This is a genomic window from Cetobacterium sp. (genome assembly GCF_977044495.1).
On sequence record NZ_CDRRQU010000007.1, the window covers coordinates 1 to 22,563 of the forward strand.

At 31.2% G+C, this 22,563-nt stretch carries 17 protein-coding genes; 14 read left to right on the plus strand and 3 right to left on the minus strand.

Annotated elements, in window-relative coordinates; all coding sequences use genetic code 11:
• Positions 1-1,250: YifB family Mg chelatase-like AAA ATPase (locus ACWI69_RS02860; protein ID WP_448820346.1), on the minus strand; the 1,250-nt coding region annotated here is incomplete at its 3' end.
• A 285-nt stretch (positions 1,251-1,535) separates the two neighbouring features.
• On the opposite strand from ACWI69_RS02860, the gene ACWI69_RS02865 reads away from it, so the two are divergent.
• The 14 genes from ACWI69_RS02865 to argS all read left to right on the plus strand — a co-directional run bounded on the left by ACWI69_RS02865 (position 1,536) and on the right by argS (position 17,401).
• On the plus strand, positions 1,536-2,084 hold the full coding sequence (locus ACWI69_RS02865; RefSeq protein ID WP_448820347.1) for a ferritin-like domain-containing protein: 549 nt from the start codon (positions 1,536-1,538) through the stop codon (positions 2,082-2,084).
• A gap of 113 nt (positions 2,085-2,197) precedes the next feature.
• Complete coding sequence (gene cobU / locus ACWI69_RS02870; protein WP_448820348.1) at positions 2,198-2,758, plus strand: bifunctional adenosylcobinamide kinase/adenosylcobinamide-phosphate guanylyltransferase; 561 nt, start codon at positions 2,198-2,200, stop codon at positions 2,756-2,758.
• A gap of 15 nt (positions 2,759-2,773) precedes the next feature.
• A complete protein-coding gene (gene cobS, locus ACWI69_RS02875; RefSeq protein WP_448820349.1) occupies positions 2,774-3,538 on the plus strand; it encodes an adenosylcobinamide-GDP ribazoletransferase in 765 nt (254 codons plus the stop codon).
• Positions 3,539-3,547: 9 nt separating this feature from the next.
• Positions 3,548-4,135 carry a histidine phosphatase family protein gene (locus ACWI69_RS02880; protein ID WP_448820350.1) on the plus strand — a complete coding sequence of 196 codons (588 nt, stop codon included), beginning with the start codon at positions 3,548-3,550 and terminating at the stop codon, positions 4,133-4,135.
• A gap of 11 nt (positions 4,136-4,146) precedes the next feature.
• Entirely contained in the window at positions 4,147-5,187 is a 1,041-nt protein-coding gene (gene cobT / locus ACWI69_RS02885; RefSeq protein ID WP_448820397.1) for a nicotinate-nucleotide--dimethylbenzimidazole phosphoribosyltransferase, read from the plus strand.
• Positions 5,188-5,208: 21 nt separating this feature from the next.
• Positions 5,209-5,901 carry a RadC family protein gene (radC, locus tag ACWI69_RS02890; RefSeq protein WP_448820351.1) on the plus strand — a complete coding sequence of 231 codons (693 nt, stop codon included), beginning with the start codon at positions 5,209-5,211 and terminating at the stop codon, positions 5,899-5,901.
• A 52-nt stretch (positions 5,902-5,953) separates the two neighbouring features.
• Positions 5,954-8,794, plus strand: coding sequence for an excinuclease ABC subunit UvrA (gene uvrA / locus ACWI69_RS02895; protein WP_448820352.1), 2,841 nt, complete (start codon positions 5,954-5,956; stop codon positions 8,792-8,794).
• Between the two features lie 4 nt (positions 8,795-8,798).
• Complete coding sequence (gene ruvA, locus ACWI69_RS02900) at positions 8,799-9,398, plus strand: Holliday junction branch migration protein RuvA (protein ID WP_448820353.1); 600 nt, start codon at positions 8,799-8,801, stop codon at positions 9,396-9,398.
• 4 nt (positions 9,399-9,402) lie between these two features.
• Complete coding sequence (locus ACWI69_RS02905; RefSeq protein ID WP_448820354.1) at positions 9,403-10,707, plus strand: PhoH family protein; 1,305 nt, start codon at positions 9,403-9,405, stop codon at positions 10,705-10,707.
• A 78-nt stretch (positions 10,708-10,785) separates the two neighbouring features.
• The gene (gene secG, locus ACWI69_RS02910) at positions 10,786-11,010 is read left to right on the plus strand and encodes a preprotein translocase subunit SecG (RefSeq protein ID WP_448820355.1); all 225 of its coding nucleotides are present in this window, start codon (positions 10,786-10,788) and stop codon (positions 11,008-11,010) included.
• Positions 11,011-11,079: 69 nt separating this feature from the next.
• A complete protein-coding gene (locus tag ACWI69_RS02915; RefSeq protein WP_448820356.1) occupies positions 11,080-12,309 on the plus strand; it encodes a replication-associated recombination protein A in 1,230 nt (409 codons plus the stop codon).
• A gap of 13 nt (positions 12,310-12,322) precedes the next feature.
• Positions 12,323-13,564: a histidine--tRNA ligase gene (hisS, locus tag ACWI69_RS02920; protein WP_448820357.1), complete on the plus strand. Its 1,242-nt coding sequence runs from the start codon at positions 12,323-12,325 to the stop codon at positions 13,562-13,564.
• A 16-nt stretch (positions 13,565-13,580) separates the two neighbouring features.
• The gene (gene aspS / locus ACWI69_RS02925; RefSeq protein ID WP_448820358.1) at positions 13,581-15,365 is read left to right on the plus strand and encodes an aspartate--tRNA ligase; all 1,785 of its coding nucleotides are present in this window, start codon (positions 13,581-13,583) and stop codon (positions 15,363-15,365) included.
• Between the two features lie 323 nt (positions 15,366-15,688).
• Positions 15,689-17,401: an arginine--tRNA ligase gene (gene argS, locus ACWI69_RS02930; protein WP_448820359.1), complete on the plus strand. Its 1,713-nt coding sequence runs from the start codon at positions 15,689-15,691 to the stop codon at positions 17,399-17,401.
• Positions 17,402-17,485: 84 nt separating this feature from the next.
• Here the strand turns inward: argS and ACWI69_RS02935 are convergent, their stop codons facing one another.
• Together ACWI69_RS02935 and ACWI69_RS02940 are read right to left on the minus strand one after the other, a co-directional pair.
• A complete protein-coding gene (locus ACWI69_RS02935; RefSeq protein ID WP_448820360.1) occupies positions 17,486-21,094 on the minus strand; it encodes a S6 family peptidase in 3,609 nt (1,202 codons plus the stop codon).
• A gap of 142 nt (positions 21,095-21,236) precedes the next feature.
• Positions 21,237-22,439 carry a class I SAM-dependent methyltransferase gene (locus ACWI69_RS02940; RefSeq protein ID WP_448820361.1) on the minus strand — a complete coding sequence of 401 codons (1,203 nt, stop codon included), beginning with the start codon at positions 22,437-22,439 and terminating at the stop codon, positions 21,237-21,239.
• Positions 22,440-22,563: the final 124 nt, after the last annotated feature.

A 22,563-nucleotide genomic window follows, 5' to 3' on the forward strand; every position in this document is an offset into this window, starting at 1 on the left:
CTAGCTTTAACCACTCTAGTTCTAATATCTTTAGAGGTGTCACCTCGTTCCTCATCTAAAATCTCTCTATCATTAAGTCTATAGATTTCTACATATAAATCAATTCTGTCAATTATTGGACCAGAAAGTTTTTTTGAATATCTTCTCATATCGTATGGAGTACACGTACAAAGTTCTTCATCAAAAGCATTGCCGCAAAAACATGGATTGCACGCTGCTACAAAGATTAGATTAGCTGGAAACTCCATTTTTCCCAGACTTCTAGTTATAGAGATTCTTTTTTCTTCTAAAGGTTCTCTTAGCCCTTCAATAACCACTCTATCAAATTCTGTAAATTCATCCAAAAATAAAACTCCATTATTTGCTAAACTGATTTCTCCAGGCTTGGGTATTCGCCCTCCGCCGATTATAGATGTTGTTGTAGAGGTGTGATGAGGGTCTCTAAAAGGTCGATTAATAATAATCGGAACTCTTTCACTGAGCTCGCCAGCGATACTGTAGATTTTAGTGGTTTCAATAATTTCATCTTCGGACATAGGAGGAAGTATAGTTGTTAGCCTTTTTGCAAGCATAGATTTACCACTTCCAGGAGCACCGATCATAATTATATTATGTCCACCAGCCGCAGCAATCTCAAGAGCTCTTTTAGCCCTAATTTGCCCTTTGACATCCCACATATCTAGAGAATAGTTAAAAGATTTTAATGTATTTATGGTTCTTTTACTGCGAGTAATACCCTCTTCAATAAATTTAGCAACATCTCTTAAATTTTTTACAGAAATGATATCGATATCTTTTATGATAGATGCCTCTTCTAAATTTTCTTCTGGAATAATGACACCTTTGAATCCTTTGCTTTTAGCCAATAAAACTCCACTGATGATGCCTTCCGCTCTTCGAATTTCTCCAGTCAATGAGAGCTCTCCCATCAATAGATATTCTTTTAAAATCCCTCTATAATCCGATAAAAATTTCATCCCAATCATTATTCCAATAGCTATAGGGAGGTCAAAATGTGAGCCTCTTTTTTTTATATTAGCAGGGGTTAAATTCACTACAATTCTTTTGGGTTCCAATAGATAACCCATGTTTTTTATTCCAGATTTTATACGATCTCTACTCTCTGATATAGTTGTATCACCTAAACCAACTATATTAAAAATAGGAAGACCATTAGTGACATCTACCTCAACTTCAACTAAAAAAGGTTCAATTCCTAAATAACTTGAACTTAACACTCGAACTAACATAAAAAACCTCCTCATCTATGAATATTATAAAACATAAATAAACTAAATTCTGACAAATTATTGAGGTGAATATTTCTATATGACTACGGATATTTTATAATTTTCTTTTTTTATAAATAAAAAGTAAAAAAATAAATAAAAAAAGTTTGACATATTTACAAAAAAGGTGTACTATATTTTTGTTGGAACAAAATTGTAATCATTATAAAAAAGTAATGAAAACAATTTTTCTTTAAAATAAAGAATATAAATTTATAGAAAGAAAATAATTGAGGAGGATTTATAATGGCAAAAGTAAAATGTACAGTATGTGGAGAAGTATTTGAAGAGGCTTTAGGAGCTTGCCCTTTATGTAAGGTTGGTTTAGATAAATGCGTTGCTTATGATGAAACAGCAGGAAGAGTATGGGCAACTGAGCATAAAATAGGAGAGGGATTAGCTTGCGGAGATGAGGAAATTATCGAAGGATTAAGAGCAAACTTCAATGGGGAGTGCATGGAAGTTGGAATGTACTTAGCAATGGCTAGAGTAGCAGATAGAGAAGGATATCCAGAAGTGGCAGAAGCTTACACAAGAATAGCTTTTGAAGAAGCTGGACACGCTGCAAGATTCGCAGAGTTATTAGGAGAGGTTGTAACTGATTCTACAGAGGAGAACTTAAAAAGAAGAGTAGAGGCTGAATACGGAGCAACTTCAGGAAAGTTTGATATCGCTAAAAGAGCTAAGCAATTAGGATTTGATGCAATCCACGATACAGTTCATGAGATGGCTAAAGATGAGGCTAGACATGGAAGAGCTTTCTTAGGATTATTAGAGAGACATTTCCAAAAGTAATAATAAAAAGTTAGAGTGCCTAATATGTTTTAGGCACTCTTTTTCGTTATATTGAAGTTTTTATTAGATTGTGGTACTATTAAAGTATTATAAAAGAATAAAAGGTGAGATGATTGGGGAAGATAATTTTTGTGACAGGCGGAGTGAGAAGTGGAAAAAGTTCTTTTGCTGAAAAAAAAGTTTTTGAGCTAGAAAAAGATAGGATTTATGTGGCTACAGCGATATCTTTTGATGATGAAATGAAGGAGAGAGTGCGATTACATAAAATTCAAAGAGGGGAGAACTGGATAACGATAGAAGCCTATAAAAATATATATAAAATTTTAGAAAAATATAAAGATTCAAATGGAGTTGTATTGTTGGATTGTTTAACAAATTTAGTTACAAATAACATGATTATAGATAGAGAAGTCGATTGGGAGAGTGCACCTCAAGACACTGTTGCAAAGATTGAAGATGAGATAAAAGATGAGATTAAAAAATTGATAGATTTTGTAAAAAATAGCACACTAGATATGGTTATAGTTTCTAACGAAGTCGGTATGGGATTAGTTCCTCCATATGCTTTAGGAAGATATTTTAGAGATATCAGTGGCAGAATGAATCAATTAGTTGGAAAAGAATGTCATGAGGCTTATTTGATAGTTTCTGGATTAGAGTTAAAATTAAAATAGAGTTTGGAGGAAAAAATGAAAGGGTTAGCTTTACTTTTTAAATTTATGACAAGATTACCATTTCCTGGAGGAAAGACTTTTGATTCAAAAGCTTTAGGAAAAGGAATGAAGTGGTTTCCAATAGTAGGGTTAGTAATAGGAGTTATAAACTTAGTTGTGGCAGTGGTTTTGGAAACTTTTATTCCATCACCTATCTTGATTGGAATAATTTTAGTGACATTGGATGTGATAATGACAGGTGGGTTACATTTAGATGGTTTAGCAGATACTTTTGATGGGATATTTAGTTATAGAAGTAAGCAAAAAATGTTAGAAATTATGAAGGACTCCAGAGTTGGTACGAATGGTGTTTTAGTTTTAATACTTTATTTCATATTTAAAATTGCTTTTTTAGTAGAAACATCAGAACTGTTTGGAATAAATCAAGGTGTAATAATGCTAATTGTGCCAGTATTAGCTAGAATAAATAGTGTGGCTAATTGTGCACTTGAACCTTATGCTAGAGTAACTGGAATGGGAAAAACTTTTGTAGATAATACAGATAAAGGCGGTTTATTGATATCGTATATACTGGTTACAGCGATATTATATGGAGTAGCCGAATTTTTTATGTTACCTTTTGTAAGTTTATTTATTGTTTTAAATATATTAATTGTCTGTGGTTTTTTCTTTGGAAAATTGATGACAAGAAAGATAGGTGGTATAACAGGGGATACTTTAGGAGCATTATTAGAGTTATCTTCAGTGCTTTCGCTAGTTTTAATGTATGTAACTTTATAGGTGAAGTTAATGGGGAAGATTATATTAGTCAGACACGGTGAATCAAAACTAAATGTTGAAGGGGTTTACTATGGTATTTTAAATCCGGAATTGACAGAAAAAGGTAAAGAACAGGCTAAAAAAACTAGAGAGATTTTAAAAAATATAAGTTATGAAAAGATATATACAAGTGACTTAAAAAGAGCTATAGAAACAGCGGAAATCGTGAATTATAAAGAGTTGGAAATTTCAATAGATGAAGAGTTGCGTGAATTGAATTTCGGGATATTTGAAGGGCGTAGTTATGAAGAACTTTTGGAAAAATATCCGGAAGAGTTAAAAAAAAGTCAAAAAAATTGGGAGAATTATAATTATATAACAGGTGAAAGTGTTTTAGAGCTTCAAAAAAGAGCTATTAATTTTATAGAAAAAAAAATTGATTTGGAAAAAGACACAGTTTTAGTTACTCATTGGGGAGTAATAAATACTATTTTAAGCCACTATTTTTCTAACGGACTAGAATCCTATTGGAAATTTAGTGTAAAAAATGGTGGTGTAGTTATAATTGAATTTTCTGAAGGATATCCCATATTGAAGGGATTAAACATAGGGGGCTAAAGTTGAACAGAATAAAGGAGTTTCAAAAGGGTATAGTTGGTGCTGATCTAGACGCTATAAAAGAGTGTAAAAAAGTATTGGATTCAAAAATGAAACCTGAGAAAAGTTTGGGTATTTTGGAGGAGTTAGCAATAAAAGTGGCAGGAATAACTGGTCAGCCTTTAAATGAATTAAAAGCTGGATGTCATTTTATAGCATCATCTGACAATGGGGTTATTGAGGAGGGAGTTTCATCTTGCCCGATTGAATATACGAGAATAGTTTCAGAAGCAATGCTAAATTCTTTTGCAGCTATTGGAATTTTGTGTAAAAGTTTGGGGATACCTCTAAATTTGATAGATATAGGAATCAAAGGAGAGATACCTAGAAGTTATGAAAACTTATATGTAAAAAAAATAGCATACGGTACTAAAAATTTCACTAAAGAACCTGCAATGAGTTTAAATGAAGTGATGGATGCAATTGCAGTTGGAGTGGATATGATAAAATCTAAAAAAGAGTATGATTTTTTCTCTAATGGTGAGATGGGAATAGCTAATACGACAACAAGTTCAGCGATTTTATACGCTTTAACAAAAGAAAATATAGAAAAAGTTGTAGGTTGCGGTGCAGGACTTTCAGATGAGGGATTAAAAAGAAAGAGAAAGATTATAGAAGAGGCGTGTATTAAGTATGATTTATTTAATAAAGAGCCAATAGAAGTTTTAAGATGTGTTGGAGGTCTTGATATAGCGTGTATGGTCGGACTTTATTTAGGAGCTGCACTGGAGAGAAAACCAATGTTAATAGATGGATTTATCTCAGCGGTAGCTGCTTTAGTAGCAACTAAAATAGAACCGAAAGTAAAAGATTATTTGATAGGGACTCATATGAGCGAAGAGCCGGGAATGAAAGTGGTTATGAGGGAGCTGAATTTAAAAACATTTTTACATATGGAAATGCGTTTAGGAGAAGGAACAGGAGCAGTTTTAGCGTATCCTATTTTGAAAGCAGCAGTGGAGATTCCTAAAATAATGAAAACAAAAGATGAGGTCTATGAAATATTTCAGTAAAGTAATAAGGGGTGATTTATTTTGGAAAAAAACCAAATGCAAGGGCACCGAAAGAGATTACGAGAGAAGTATTTAAAAATTGGGTATAAAGGTTTAGAAGATTATGAGGTTTTGGAGTTGTTATTAACTTATTCAATAAAATTAAAAGATTGCAAAGGGATTGCAAAAAATTTATTATTAAAATTTAAGAGTATAGATAAGATAATAAATGCTGAATTGAATGATTTAAAGGAAGTTGAAGGTATTGGTTCAGAGACCGCTCTATATTTAAAAGTGATTGGTGATACAATGTCAAATCATTACTTTAAAAATGTAAAAAAAGCTGATTTAACAACTTTAAAAGGGAAAAATGATTTGATAGACTATTTAAAGGATGATGTAGGCAGTTTAAAAAGTGAGGAATTTAAAGTAATCTATTTGAGCAGTGATAATAAAATTGTTAGTGACGAAATACTGTTTAAGGGAACAATTGACAGAAGTGTGGTTTATCCTAGGAAGATAATGGAAAGAGCAATAGATAATAGAGCTAAAGGAATAATATTTGCCCATAACCATCCAAGCGGGAACTTGACTCCATCTAAGAAAGATATCGAAGTAACGTTAGAAATGCAAGAGTTGCTTGAAAAAGTGGATATTAAATTATTGGATCATATTATTGTTAGTGATGAGTCCTATTTTAGTTTTTATGAAAATGGACTAATTGAATATTATTAAAAAGTTTAGCCCTCTTACATCAATTAAGAGGGTCTTTTAGTAAGGAGGAAAAATGTTAGACAAAATAATTATAAAAGGAGCTAGAGAACATAATCTTAAAAACTTTGATGTAGAGATTCCAAAATATAAATTTGTTGTTGTAACAGGGGTAAGTGGGAGTGGAAAATCATCTCTGGCATTTGATACTATATATTCAGAAGGACAAAGAAGATATGTAGAAAGTTTATCAGCTTACGCAAGACAGTTTATAGGACAGATGAAGAAACCAGAAGTTGATAGTATCGAAGGATTAGCTCCAGCTATTTCAATCGAACAAAAAACTACGAATAAGAATCCGAGGTCAACAGTTGGAACAGTGACAGAGATTTATGATTATATGAGACTATTGTTTGCACATATAGGTAAAGCTCATTGTCCAATATGTGGGAAACTAGTCGAAAGACAAAGTGTTGATGAGATTGTCGAAAACGTATACGAAAAATTCAATAATGGCGATAGATTAGTAATTTTAAGTCCGGTTATCAAAGATAAAAAAGGAACTCATAAAAATTTATTTTTAAATCTTGTAAAAAAAGGTTTTGTAAGAGCAAGAGTCAATGGTGAAGTTTTATATATAGAAGAAGAGATAGTTTTAGATAAAAATAAAAAACATAATATTGAGGTTGTTGTAGATAGAATTGTAGTGGATAAGGAAGACGAGGAGTTCAAGTCCAGATTAACCCAGAGTATCGAACAAGGTATTGAGTTATCAGAAGGAAAGATAATTATAAATTGGGGAGATGGAGAACAGTTATACAGTGAAAACTTCTCATGTCCAGAACATGAAGATGTGAGTATTCCAGATTTAAATCCGAGATTATTTTCTTTTAACGCTCCTTTTGGAGCCTGTCCTGAGTGTAAGGGAATAGGTAAAAAATTGGAAATTGATGAAAGTAGATTGATCGAGGATGAAAATTTATCTATATTAAAAGGTGGTATATATATACCCGGAGCAGCTTCAGCTAAAAAAGGTTATACATGGACAATATTTGAATCAATGGCAAAAAAATATAAAATTGATTTGAATAAACCAGTAAAAGATTTGACTAAAAAAGAGATGGATATAATTTTTTATGGAACTGATGGAGAGAAATTTAGAGTGGACTATACATCCAAAGAGTTTAGTTTTCATGGGGAGAAGGATTTTGAAGGAATTGTAAAAAATTTAGAAAGAAGATACAATGAGTCTTTTTCAGATAGTTCGAGAGAAGAGATTGAAAATAGATTTATGATAGAAAGAGTATGTAAGGTATGCCATGGGAAAAGATTAAAACCAGAAGTTTTAGCAGTGACTGTTTATAATAAAAATATAATTGAGATAACAGAACTAAGTATAAGAGATGCTTTAGATTTTTTTGAAACTATAGTGTTGACAGAAAAAGAAAAACAAATAGCTGCAGAGATTTTAAAAGAGATAAAAGAAAGAATATCTTTCATGATAAATGTTGGTTTGGACTATTTGAGCTTAGCTAGAGAAACAAAAACATTATCTGGAGGAGAATCTCAAAGAATTAGATTGGCAACTCAGATAGGTTCGGGACTAACAGGGGTATTGTATGTTTTAGATGAGCCAAGTATTGGATTGCACCAAAGAGACAATGATAAACTGCTTGCCACTTTGAATAGATTAAAAGAGTTAGGAAACACACTTATAGTTGTTGAGCACGACGAAGATACGATGTATCAAGCTGACTATATATTGGATATGGGACCAGGAGCGGGAGTATTTGGTGGTGAAATAGTGGCTGCAGGAACTCCACAAGAGGTTATGGAAAATGAACTTTCTATGACAGGAAGATACTTAAAGGGAGAAGTAGGTATAACTGTACCGAAAAAAAGAAGAGAGCCAAATGGATATATAGTTTTGAAGGGGGCAAAAGGAAACAATTTAAAAAATGTAGATGTTGATATACCTTTAGGTGTTTTAACAGTTGTAACAGGAGTGAGTGGAAGTGGAAAATCAACACTGATAAATCAAACCCTTTATCCAGTTCTATTCAATAAGTTAAATAAAGGGAAGCTGTATCCATTGGAACACTCATCTATCGAAGGATTAGAGAATTTAGATAAGGTTATAGAGATAGATCAAAGTCCTATTGGGAGAACTCCAAGATCGAATCCGGCAACATATACAAAAGTTTTTGATGATATAAGAGATATTTTTGCTCAGACTAAAGATGCAAAGGCAAAAGGTTACTCAAAGGGCCGTTTTTCTTTCAATGTGAAAGGAGGAAGATGTGAAGCTTGTCAAGGTGCTGGAATTATAAAGATAGAGATGAATTTTTTACCAGATGTTTATGTTGAATGTGAAGTATGTAAAGGAAAAAGATATAATAGAGAGACATTGGAAGTCTATTATAAAGGAAAAAATATATCAGATGTTTTAGATATGAGCGTGGGAGAGGCATATGATTTTTTCAAGACAATACCAACTTTAGAGCGAAAGCTAAAAGTACTAGTAGATGTAGGTTTAGATTATATTAAGTTGGGGCAACCGGCAACGACACTATCTGGTGGAGAGGCTCAGAGAATAAAGTTAGCGAGTGAGCTAGCTAAAGTTTCGAAAGGAAAAACTATATATATATTGGATGAACCGACAACAGGACTTCATTTTGAAGATATAAGAAAACTTTTAGAAGTTATTAATAGATTGGTAGAAAAAGGGAATACGGTTGTAATTATAGAGCATAATTTAGATGTGATAAAAAATGCAGATTATATAATAGATATAGGACCTGAAGGTGGAGACGGTGGAGGAAAAGTAATTTTAACAGGAACTCCAGAAAAAGTGGCTTCTTCTAAAAAAGGGTATACAAGTAAATATCTAAAAAAAGCGTTAAAAGGGGAGAGATAGAGTAATGTTTGAATACCTAAATGGAGTAATAAAAATAAAAAAACCAGAATATCTAGCAGTTGATGTGAATGGAATAGGGTATAGAGTCTACATAACTTTAAAAACCTACGATCAGGTGCAAGTGGGAGAAAAAAGAGAGTTGTATATATACAATGTAATAAAAGAGGATACATTTAAGTTGGTTGGATTTTTACAGGAGAGAGAGAGAGTTCTCTTTGAAATGTTGATAGGAATTACTGGCATAGGACTCTCATTAGCACTATCTATAATGTCAACTTTTTCAATAGATAATATCAGAGAGATTGTTTTAACAGAGGATTTTCAAACATTAAAAAGGGTTCCAAAATTGGGAGAGAAAAAATCAAAACAAATAATAATAGATTTGAATAATAAAATTAAGCTTTTAAACTTAATGTCTATGGAGGATCCATCAGGGGATGTATTGAATAATGCTATAGAAGAGGAGTTATATATGGCGTTAGACTCTTTAGGATACAGTAAAAAGGAAATAGATTCTCTAATAAGTAAAGATGAATTAAATAGCTATTCTACTTTAGAAGAAGCAATTAAGGGAGTTTTAAAGAAAATTCAATTAAGGGGATGATTTTATGAGAAAAATCTACGTTTTAGATACAAATGTTTTGATACATGATCATCGTAGTATCTATAGTTTTGAAGACAATGAAGTTATTGTTCCTATATTTGTAATAGAGGAGATAGATAACTTAAAAAGAAATAGTACAACGGCAATACAAGCACGATTAGCAGCAAGAGAGCTAGATAACATAAGAAAAAAAGGATGTATTGCAAAGGGTGTAGAGTTGGAGAAAAAGATTTTTTTCAAGGTAGAGATAGAAAGTGATTTAAGTTTATTGCCACAAGCATTGAAAAAAGATTCTATGGACAATATGATAATTGCAACAACTTTAGGAATTAAAAATAAAAATCCAAATATGAGGGTTATATTGATAACTAAAGATATAAATATGAGAATAAAGGCGGATTCTCTGGGATTAGAAGTTCAAGACTACGAGACAGATCGAACGGACTATACAACATTATATGATGGATATGAAGAGATAGAAGTTTCTAGAGAAGTATATAACAAATTTGATAAAGCTGGAAAGATAAACGTTTGGGAATTGGGGGATGAGCACCATTTTACAGAAAATATGTTCATTAAGTTTAAGTGTGGAGAGGATAAAACTTTTGGAAGATATATAGGTGGAAAAATTAGAAGAAATTTGGAGGGACAGATATCAGCTTGGGGAGCGAGAGCGAGAAATGATGAGCAAGAGTATGCGATGGAACTCCTAATGGATGAAAATATAAAAGTTGTAACTTTGGTAGGAAGAGCTGGAACAGGAAAGACATTATTAGCAATAGCAGCAGGCTTAGAGCAGGTCGTTGAAAGAGGTAAATATAAAAAACTTCTGATAGCTAGACCAATAATACCTATGGGAAAAGATTTAGGTTACCTACCTGGAAGTGAAGAGGAGAAATTAAGACCATGGATGCAACCTATATATGATAATATAGATTATTTAGCTGGAGAAAAAGGTGAAAAAACTGGGGAGAAAGTAATTTTGGGGCTTCAGACCATGGGACTTTTAAAAATAGAAGCTCTCACATACATAAGAGGAAGAAGTATTCCAAATGGATACATAATAATAGATGAAGCACAGAACTTGACTCCTCTTGAGGTAAAGACAATAATAACAAGAGCTGGAGAAAATACAAAGATAGTTTTAACGGGTGATCCAGATCAAATCGACAGTCCATATTTAGATTCAGATACAAATGGACTTACATATTTGTCAGATAAATTGAAAAATGAAAGTATAGTAGGACACGTTACTTTGAAAAAAGGTGAACGTTCGACATTAGCTGAGTTAGCAGCAAAACTTCTGTAAATTTTTTCTTTTATTTTATCAATATATATATTATAATAATGTATAAGATAAAAGACGAAATTTGAGAGGAGTAAAGTTATGGAGACACTTTTAACGTTGTTTTTATTTATTTTTGCTGTAGCTTTAATAGTATTAGTTCTTGTTCAGCCAGATAGAAGTCACGGTATGTCAGGGAGTATGGGAATGGGAGGTTCAAATACAGTATTCGGAGTTTCAAAAGATGGAGGACCACTAGCCAGAGCAACTGAAGTAGTAGCGTTTTTATTTATACTTTCAGCACTTCTTCTGTATCTAGTAAAATAGTTAAAAGAGTTAAAGGCGTGTTGGGGTACACAATACGCTTTTTTATTTTAAAAAATAGGTTGTGATTAGATGCTAAGTATATTTGGTGGAAATTTTGAAGATGCAAAACCTTTATCTACTCGTTTAAGACCTCAAAAATTTGCAGATTTTAAAGGACAGGAAAAACTTTTAGGAAAAAATGGAGTTCTCAGAAAAATAATAGAAGGAAAAAGTTTATCCAATATGATTTTATATGGACCATCCGGTTCTGGTAAAAGTTCATTGGGAGAAATAATATCTAAAGAGTTAAACTATAATTTTGAGACTTTAAATGCGACAATAGCGAGCTTGAATGATTTACGAGAGATTGTAGAAAAAGCTAAAAAAGATTTAGAGTTATATGGGAAAAGAACAATTTTATTTTTAGATGAGATTCATAGATTTAATAAAACTCAACAGGACGCACTACTGTCATATACAGAGTCAGGAATATTGATTTTAGTTGGAGCTACAACTGAAAATCCGTATCATAGTTTAAACAATGCACTGTTATCAAGGTGTTTGATCTTTGAATTTAAACCTTTAACAAGAGATAATATAAGAGAGATTTTATTAAAAGGTGAAGAGTTATTAAATTTGCAGATTCCCGAGGAGATAAGGGATGCTATTTTGGATATCTCTCAAGGAGATAGCAGGATAGCATTAAACTACTTAGAGCTGTATAAAAATAGTTGTATGGGATACTCTAAAGAAGAGGTAATAGATATATTTAGAGAGAGAAAAGCTTCTTATCATAAAGAAGAGGATAAGTATAATATAATTTCAGCCATGATAAAAAGTATAAGAGGCAGTGATCCAGATTCAGCGATATATTGGTTAGCTAGACTTCTCTACGGTGGAGAGGATCCAAGATACATAGCAAGAAGACTGGTTATTCATGCGAGTGAGGATATTGGAATGGCGAACCCAGAAGCCATGCTTATAGCAAATAGTGCAATGAATGCAAGTGAAAAAATAGGGATGCCAGAAATAAGAATAATTTTATCTCAAGCAGTTATTTATTTAGCAATATCAACCAAAAGTAATTCAAGCTATATGGCTATTGATAAGGCTTTAAAAGATATAGAAAATGGAGACTTAGAACCAGTTCCAATTCATATAGGAACGGGAGCAGTGGGATATAAATATCCACATAGTTATGAAAATAATTTTGTGGAGCAAAATTATAGAGCAAATAGAAAAAAATACTATATTCCGGGAAATAATAGAAATGAAAAATTAATTGAAGAAAAATTAGAAAAGTTGTGGAAATTAAAATAATTGAGGTGATAAAATGAAGCTGATTAAGGCAGTTAGAGGAACTAAGGATATATTTGGAGATGAAGGAATAAAGTATGACTATATAACAAGAACAGCTCAAGAGTTTTTTGAAAATTATGGATATTCAATGATAAAAACGCCTATATTTGAGGAGACAGACCTTTTTAAAAGGGGAGTAGGAGAGGGAACAGATATTGTTGAGAAAGAGATGTATACTTTTCAAGATAGAGGGGAGAGAAGTATAACTTTAAGACCAGAAGGGACAGCAGCTGTTGTGAGATGTTACTTAGAAAATAAAATCTATGCGAAAGAGGATGTTTCAAGATTTTTTTATGCGGGATCAATGTTCAGATATGAAAGACCACAAGCTGGAAGACAAAGAGAATTTAACCAGATAGGAGTGGAAGTTTTAGGTGAAAGTTCACCAATTTTAGATGCAGAAGTAATCGCTATGGGATATTCATTTTTAAGCAAAATTGGAGTTACTGATTTGGAGGTAACAATAAACTCAGTTGGAGAAAGAGAAAGTAGACAAAGATATAGAGAGACTCTTTTGGATTTCTTAGAGCCAATGAAAGAAGAGCTTTGCGAAGATTGTAAAATGAGAATGGAAAAAAATCCACTTAGAGTTTTGGATTGTAAAGTGGATAGGTGTAAAGAATTGACAATGGGAGCACCAATCATAACGGATTCTTTGTTGGAAAAGGAGAAAGAGCACTACGAAACAGTAAAAAAATATTTGACATTGTTTGGTGTAAATTATAAAGAAGATCCAAGATTAGTCAGAGGATTGGATTATTACTCAAGTACAGTTTATGAGATTGTGACAAATAAATTAGGGGCACAGGGAACAGTTTTGGGCGGTGGAAGATATGATAATCTTTTAAAGCAACTTGGCGATAAAGAGATTCCAGCATTTGGATTTGCAGCTGGAGTTGAAAGAATTATGATGCTTCTAGGAGAAAATTTTCCTAAGAGGGAGTTAGATGTATATATAGCTTGGCTTGGAGAGACTACTAGAGATTTTGCATTTGAGTTAGCCAATGATTTGAGAGTTTCTGGGAAATCAGTTTCAATAGATTACACTTCAAAAGCAATGAAGGCACATATGAAAAAAGCTGATAAAGTTGGTGCAAAAAATGTTATTATAATAGGAGAGGATGAGATGAATAAAGGAGTTGTTATGCTAAAAGATTTCATCAATAGAACTCAAGAGGAAGTAAGTAGAGAAAATATAAAAAAAATATTAAAATAATAGAAGGAGAAAAGAGATGACGTATTATAGAACTCATAACTTAGGGGAATTAAGGGCTTCAAATATCGGTGAAACAGTTACTTTATCTGGATGGGTTGATACAAAGAGGGACTTAGGTGGACTGACATTTATCGATTTAAGAGATAGAGAGGGAAAAACACAAATAGTTTTTCATACGGATATAGCAGAGGATTCGGTTGTAGAAAGAGCACAAAAATTAAAAAATGAATCGGTTATAAAAGTTATAGGAGTTGTGAAAGAAAGACAAAGTAAAAATGCCAATATTCCTACGGGAGATATAGAAGTATTTGTGACGGAGTTAGAGGTTTTAAACAATTGTGACGTTTTACCATTCCAAGTTACTGGAGATGAAAATTTGAGTGAAAATGTCAGATTAAAATATAGATATTTGGATTTAAGAAGACCTCAAATGACTAGAAACTTAAAAATGAGACATAAAATGATTATGTCAATAAGAAATTATATGGATGAGAGAGGATTTTTAGATGTAGATACTCCAATTTTAACAAAGTCAACTCCAGAAGGGGCAAGAGATTTCTTGGTTCCAAGTAGAACTAATCCCGGAGATTTTTATGCTTTACCACAATCTCCTCAACTATTTAAGCAACTACTTATGATTTCTGGAGTCGAGAGATACTTCCAAATTGCTAAATGTTTTAGAGATGAGGATTTAAGAGCTGATAGACAACCAGAATTTACTCAATTAGATATTGAAATGTCTTTTGTAGAGCAAAAAGATATTATGAATGAAATAGAAGGCTTGGCAAAAAGAGTATTTAAAAATGTAACTGGAGAATCAGCTGATTATGAGTTTCCAAGAATGCCTTACGCAGAAGCTATGGAAAGATTCGGTTCAGATAAACCTGATACAAGATTTGGTGTTGAATTAAAAGATTTAATGGATATAATGGCAACTTGTGGATTCAAAGGGTTTAAAAGTGCGGTAGAAAATGGTGGAATTGTTAAAGCAATTGTAGCTCCAGGAGTTGCAGAGCAATTTTCAAGAAAAATCTTAACTGAATATGAAGATTATGCAAAAACATATTTTGGTGCAAAAGGAATGGCTTGGATAAAGTTAACAGAAGAAGGAGTTAATTCGCCAATAGCTAAGTTTTTTACTGAAGAAGAGATGGATGCAATCATAGCTAGAACTGAAGCAAAAGTTGGAGATGTAATAATGATTGTAGCAGATAGAGCAAAAGTTGTGTATGGAGCTTTAGGTGCTGTAAGGTTGAAGTTAGGAAAAGAGCTAGAATTAATTAATAATGATGAGTTTAAATTCTTATGGATAGTAGACTTTCCTATGTTCGAATATGATGAAGAGGAACAGAGATACAAAGCTCAACACCACCCATTTACGTCAATAAAAGATGAAGATATGCAGCTTTTCTTAGATGGTGAGATGGATACAGTTAGAACTAATTCATATGATTTAGTATTAAATGGTTCTGAAATTGGCGGAGGATCAATAAGGATATTTAACCCTGAAATTCAGAGTAAAGTATTTGAAAAATTAGGTTTATCTAAAGAAGAAGCAAAAGAAAAATTTGGTTTCTTTGTGGATGCTTTTAAATATGGGGCGCCCCCACATGGAGGATTGGCATTTGGGATTGATAGATGGTTAATGGTAATGCTAAAGGAGCAATCGATAAGAGATGTAATTCCATTCCCTAAAACAAATAAAGGTCAATGTTTAATGACAGAAGCACCAAGTAAAGTTGATGATAAACAATTGGAAGAACTTTACTTAGATTCAACATATAATTCAGAGATAGTTTAGTTATAAAAAATATACTATTCATGAGGATTTTTTAATTGAAAAAATAATATAGAAGTGATATAATTGTCTTAAGAATAAATATTTCTGGTCTACTCGCTATTATCTGGAGGTTTTGGGCCTAAGGTCGCTATTGGGATTGGCGCTGTTATTTATAGTTCAGAAAAGTCACGGAAACCTTTGTTTCACGGACCCTGTGTATAGATAGTATCTGGTTACCACTTATAAGGAATGGCGACCAAAACCGTAAGGAAGGCGGTAGACTGGAGTTATTCTTTTTGGGACTTTCGAGTCCTTTTTTTTATTTCACGGTGAAAGGAGAATAAATGTTAACTATTGAAAAACAAATAGAAATAATTTTATTAGAAACAGTAAACAATCTTTATCCAGATAAAGATTTAAAACCAATAGAGATAACTGTAGCAACAAATGAAAAATTTGGAGATTTTCAATCGAATTTTGCTATGATGAATTCTAAAATAATTGGTGGTAATCCAAGAGCTATTGCCGAGAATGTTGTAAATAACATAGTTGAAAATAGTGTAATTGATAAAATAGAGATTGCGGGACCAGGATTTTTAAATATATTTTTAAAAGATTCATATTTAGGAGATTTAGTTAAAAAGATTTCAAAAGAGGAGTATGAATTTAAAGGACTTAATACAGAAGGGGATGTAATAATAGATTACTCTTCACCGAATATAGCAAAGAGAATGCATATTGGTCACCTAAGATCAACTATAATCGGAGATTCAATAAAAAGAATGTATAAGTATTTAGGTTATAATGTTGTGGCAGACAACCACATTGGAGATTGGGGAACTCAATTTGGAAAACTTATAATAGGATATAGAAATTGGCTTAACCAAGAAGCATATAAAGAAAACGCAATTGAAGAATTAGAAAGAGTTTATGTTGAGTTCACAAGACAAAGTGAGGAAAATCCAGAATTTGAAGATCAAGCTAGAGAAGAGCTAAAAAAACTTCAAGATGGAGATGAAGAAAACTATAGATTATGGCAAGAGTTTATAAAAGTTTCTTTAGATGAGTATGCAAAGTTATATAATAGAATGGGAATAAACTTTGATACATATTATGGTGAATCTTTTTATCATGATTTAATGCCAGGAGTGGTTGAAGAGTTAGAAAATAAGAAAATAGCAGTTGAAGATCAGGGAGCAAAAGTTGTATTTTTCCCAGAGGAAGAGAAGTTACATCCTTGCATTGTTCAGAAGAAAGATGGTGCATTTTTATATGCAACTTCGGATATAGCAACTGTTAAATTTAGATTAGCTAATTATGACGTAAATAAACTAATATATGTAACAGATGAGAGACAGCAGGATCATTTTAGACAATTCTTTAGAATTACAGATATGTTAGGATGGAATGTTGAAAAGCAACATGTTTGGTTTGGAATAATGAGATTTGCTGATGGAGTATTTTCTACTAGAAAAGGAAATGTAATTAGATTAGAGGAACTTTTAGATGAAGGTAAGAGAAGAGCTTATGAGATTGTAAATGAGAAGAATCCAGAATTATCAGAAGCAGAAAAAGATAATATAGCAGAAGTTGTGGGAACTGGAGCCATAAAGTATGCTGATTTATCGCAAAATAGACAAACAGCAGTTATTTTTGAATGGGATAAAATTCTAAGCTTTGAAGGAAATACAGCCCCATATTTACAATACTCTTATGCAAGAATTAAATCTATATTGAGAAGAGCAAAAGAGCAGAATAAAGAGGTTAAAGAGGATATTACAATGAAGTTTGCAGATAAAACAGAAAGAACCTTAGCTCACCATTTGACACAATTTCCGGGAATTATACTGAAAGCTGCCGAAAACTGTAGACCAAATTTGATAGCTGATTATTTATTTGAACTATCAAAGAAATTTAATAGTTTTTATAACGCATGTCCAATATTAAATCAAGAGGATGAAACTTTATATTCAAGACTACTATTAGCCGAAAGAACAGCTGCAGTGTTGAAAGAAGGGTTAAATCTTTTAGGAATAAATACATTGGAAAGAATGTAAAATAAAAACCAGTGTGAAAACACTGGTTTTAAACTGTAGGCAAGTAACTGTCTACAGTTTTTTTTAAAGATTTTTTAATAATTTTTACAAACTGTATCCAAACTTTAATTCTAAACTTAGTTTTTTCTTAACTTCATCTCCAGTTAAGTATTTTCCTTCTAATCCTACATTGAAATTCTCATTAATTTTTACAGTACTTCCAATTTTAATTTCAAAACCTTTTTTTGGCATAGGTGCTATAAATTTAATTCTTTCAACATTGATTTCAGGGTTATCATTATTTAAATACTTATTTATTTCATATCCAACTGTTAAAGAAGGTAATATTTCCAACTTGTTAAAGTTGAAAGATTTTTCTATTGTTAAACTAGGTTTTAGCTGAAGTAATGTTTCCTTTTTAGAATAGACACTATATTGATCATTATGTCTATCAGTTAAATTATATTTATTAGATGGTAAAGTAAATAATTTAGTATCAAAAATAGGAGTTATTTTATAATTAGATACAGAATAAGATTTTCCTAAACCTAATCCATAAGTATCTGTATCAAAATGTTTTTTCTCTTCAGAAATATAACTTGTGAAATTACTTTTAATTAGATTTTTACTATAATCACCCTTTATAAAATATCCATCTTTTGTTAAGAATTTTGAATAAATTTGAAGAGAATAAACTTCAGATTTATTATTGTAATATCCATCAAAAGTTGAATCGGATTTACCATAAATAAAATTACCACCTATAAATAGTTTAGAATTTCCATTAGAGATTATTTTATAATCATAACCAAATCCATTACTTTTAATTTTTTGTTCATAGTCTCTAAAATTTTTATTACCGAATTTTAATTCAGTATAGTTTCCTAGATAGTATACACCTTCCTTATGTGATATTCCATCTAAGGAATTTAATCTATCATGAATTAATTCGTTTTGATTTTTTAGTAAATTAATTCTGCTAGTATATTCAGAAATTGCAGCATTTGAAAGATTACTAGCATATTGACTTTGATTAGCTGGCGGTTCAGGTTCAACTATCGGAGGATTAGGTTCACTAACTGGTGGCTTAGGTTCAACCACTGGCAGGTTAGGAGTTGAAACAACTAATTTATTGTCAGTTAGTTTTAAGTTTGCTCTAATAGGACCTAAATCGATAAAGTTTTCTCCATCTATCGATTTCAATGTTAAATTAGAACTACTTCCATCAGGAAGAGACATAAAGACAATATTTTTACCTAATTCCATATCTTTTCCAACATTATGGATATCAATAAATAAATTGGTTCCTTCTGAAATGTTTTTTAGAACCTCTAGTTTATCTCCTTCTCCTGTTGTTAAATTAGTTTTGAAGAATACATTAGCATTTCCAGAAATATTATCAACACTTAAAGTTAGAAAATCTGTTGTTGTCTTGTTAAATTCTCTATGAGAATTGAAATTTAATTGAGTATTGTTTAATGCTAAATTACCTAACTTAGAAGTTGATGATACATCCCAATATGTATTATTTAGAACAAGATTACTTTGAGCATCTCCTTGAATATCTCCTGTAAAAATAGAGTTTTCAAAAGAGGCGTTACTGCTATTTAACGATAAACTTCCTTCAATTTGAGTATAGCCAACTGCCAAATTAGAGTTTTTATTTAAATTGATATTTCCATTATAGAAAGTACTAATATCATGAAATTTTGTTCCACTTGTTTTATCGTTTAATAGAGTACTCACTGGAGTTTGAGTCAATGTATTCTGTGTAGAATCATACACTAAATCAGTTTTTCCATCCAGATATCCTAAAATAATATTGGAGTTGGAATGTGTATTAATATTTCCTTCTATAAATGAATATACACTACCAGTAAAGTTAGTATTAGTATCTAAATTTAAGTTTTTAAATTTAAATTTAGAAAAATAATAGTCTCCATTAACAGTAGTATTTTTAATATTTTCTCCGGCATGAAGGTCTCTTCCACCTGAAAGAACTAATTTATTTTCAGAACCAGAGAGATTGATGTCACCATCTAAATTACTTCCACCTGTAATTGCAAAAGTTTTATTAGAAGCACCACTAATATTAACATCTAATTGTCCATTTTTTTTATTTTCATCAGATTCTCCAAAGAAACCATGGAAGATAGAAACATTGCCTTTAAATTTTTCAGTGTTGATATCTGCAATAGCTTTCTTATCTGAAGAGTTTATTATTTTAGCGCCATTATCTACAGCATTAATATCTCCAAAAGCTATTTTATTTCCGTTTAAATCTAACCTACCACCTCTAAACATAAAGTTGATTTTAGAAGTATCAATTTGTTCATCATTGTTTAAAATTACAGTAGCTCGTCCACTGACAATATCAATTTTATTAAAAGCTTGTAATTTTCCAGATTCGTCACTTTCTTGGTTTAAAACAACTGTCCCATCACCGACATTTAAAGCACCTTCATTAATTCCCTTTCCATTAACAATAAGAGTTCCTTCTCCAATTTTATGAAGACTATCATCTTTTACACCGTTAACTTGCCACAATACCTCTTTTTCTTTTGCAATTTCGATACCAGCCCCAACCCATGTTTTATCTTTATTTTCAGAAGTAACTGTATAGTTGCTTTCAAATGTTAATTTTCCAGCTCCCATATTAATATTATCCTGAAGTTTTATAACTCCATCTTCTCCTTTAAAAGTTAAGTGCTTGGTTGAATTTAACTCTTCGTCAGTAGCTTTATTTAAAGCAATAGTATCTTTTAATCCAAAATATTCCCATTTTTCAGTTCCTTGTACAATTTCTCCTTTTCCAGAATTGCTATCTCCTTTTACTCCGTGCCATAAAATCTGTTCGTTTGAATTTTTATTTATAACATCAGGAGATGTATCTTCTTTGATAATGTCTAATGTAAAATCTTTTTGAAAAGAAGTAAAAATATCATCCCAAGCTGTAATAGCTTTTGCAAAACCTAATAACTCCCATTGCTTTGTACTGCTGTTGAAACCCCAAAGTGGTGAACCACTGTCTCCTCCCTCAACAGATATAGGCAAGGCAGTATTAATATTATGGTCTAAGAAAAATCTGTCTCCGTGGGCTCTAAATGCTAAGTTTCCACCAAATATAGCTTCTGGTGAATAAAAACCTCCAGTTAAATATTGATATGCACCGCTTAGATGCTTTTTAGAAAAAGTACCATCAGGATTTAAAGTTACAGTGTATTGGCTACCACTACCTACTCTTGCGAAGATAGAATATTTGTCTTTATTTTGTGCCCAATTTATTGTATTTCCATCTAAAGAGTTCCAGTTAGATGGAGCTACATCTGTAACAACTTTATTGAGTCTAGGAGTATGAAAATCTTCTGTCTTATGATTGTTTCGGTCAATTAATTTATAGGAATGACCTAATCCATATCCATAGCTTACATTTTTATATCCTCCATTATGTTTTACTCCTGCTACATAATTAGGATTAATTAATGTTCCGACTCCAGCAGAATCTGTTGATGAAAAGTCAGGAATAGGCACATTGATAATACGATAACTTCCATCTTTTCGATCAACTCTAACATTCATAGCGCCAACTTTAAAAGCGCCTTTATTCATTGCAAAATCACGATAGTATTGATAGTCGATTAAACCTGTTACTGTTCCAGCTTTTGCAATGATAAATGATAAAATATTTAATACGATTACAAGATTTTTCCTCATTAATTCTCCTTTTAAGAAACTATTGTTAGAATAGAAAATTAGCTTTTTAGAATATAGCCGATTAATTATACAATATTATTTTTAAAAAAAATCCTAAATAGGAAAAATGAGAAATTCAGTGGATAATTTTGTTTCAAGAAAACTATTTTTTAAAATAATCTTTAAGTAAATCATCTAAAAGTGGAGTAACCCCTAAAAATTGTAAATATCTATCATACTCTTTTCTTTTTTCTTTTAATTTTTCTTCAGAAGGACAACCTAAAATAGATTTAATTAAAATATTTTTAGGTGTGTGTTCCATATCTATAAATTCCATGACTTTTGTATTATAACCACAAAGCTCTAATGATAAAGCTCTTAATGCGTCAGTAGCCAAAGAGCTAAATCTTTCTTGTAAGATTCCATGATTTCCAAAAGGTGATAAAACTCCTTTTAACTCTGTCATTGAGGATTTATTTATTTTCTGATTTATTTCAGATTGACAGCAAGGTACAGCTAAAATGGCTTTAGCGCCCAGTTCTAATCCTTTAAGAATAGAGTAATCGGTTGCATTATTGCAAGCGTGCAGTGAAAATATCATGTCTACATCATGAAAAATATTAAAATCTTTGATATCTCCTTTTATGAACTGTAAATTATCGAAATCCAAGTTTTTGGCAATAGTGTTGCAATGTTTAATCACATCATCCTTTAAATCCAAACCAATAATCTCGACCTTTAAGTGCTTAATATATTTCAAATAGTGATATAGAGCAAAAGTTAGATATGATTTACCACATCCAAAATCAATTATTTTCATTGAGTTTCCAATAAGTTTTTTTTCGTGTAACTCTTTTAAGGTATCTTCAATAAATTCTAAATATCTATTTATTTGTCTAAACTTGTTGAATTTTTCTTTGCTAACTTTCCCAGTTTCAGACATAACCCCTAGCTCAATTAGGGATGGAACGGGAGTGTTATCTTGTAAAATATAGTTTTTTTGTTTATTGTGTGAAAGCTTTAAAATTTTGTTTTCAGTATGTTTTCTTTTTATAGAAAATCCTTTTTTATTTTGTAAGATTTGTATTTCTTGATTGGATGTAACTATTAAGATTTGTTTAAATATATCAATAATTTCATCTAAAATTTTGAAACTATCGACTAATGTTTCATTTTTATGAAAGGCTTTATTATTTATAAAACTTTCAAATTGTATAAAAAAATCACCTTTTATTTGAACTGGTTTTAAATTTATTTTTTTATAAGAGCTTTCTTTAGTGGGATTTGAAAAAACTCCCTTTATAAATTCATGTTTGTCAATACTATCTTTAAAAATATTTAAAATATCGTTTTTTAGGTATTTCATGTTAAACTCCTCATTTTCAATAATCTATATTATACTCTTTGAGAGAAAAATATTCAAAAAAATTTTTTGACAAAAATAGTAAATTATGGTATTTTAGTTTTATAGATATAGGGGGTATAGGTAT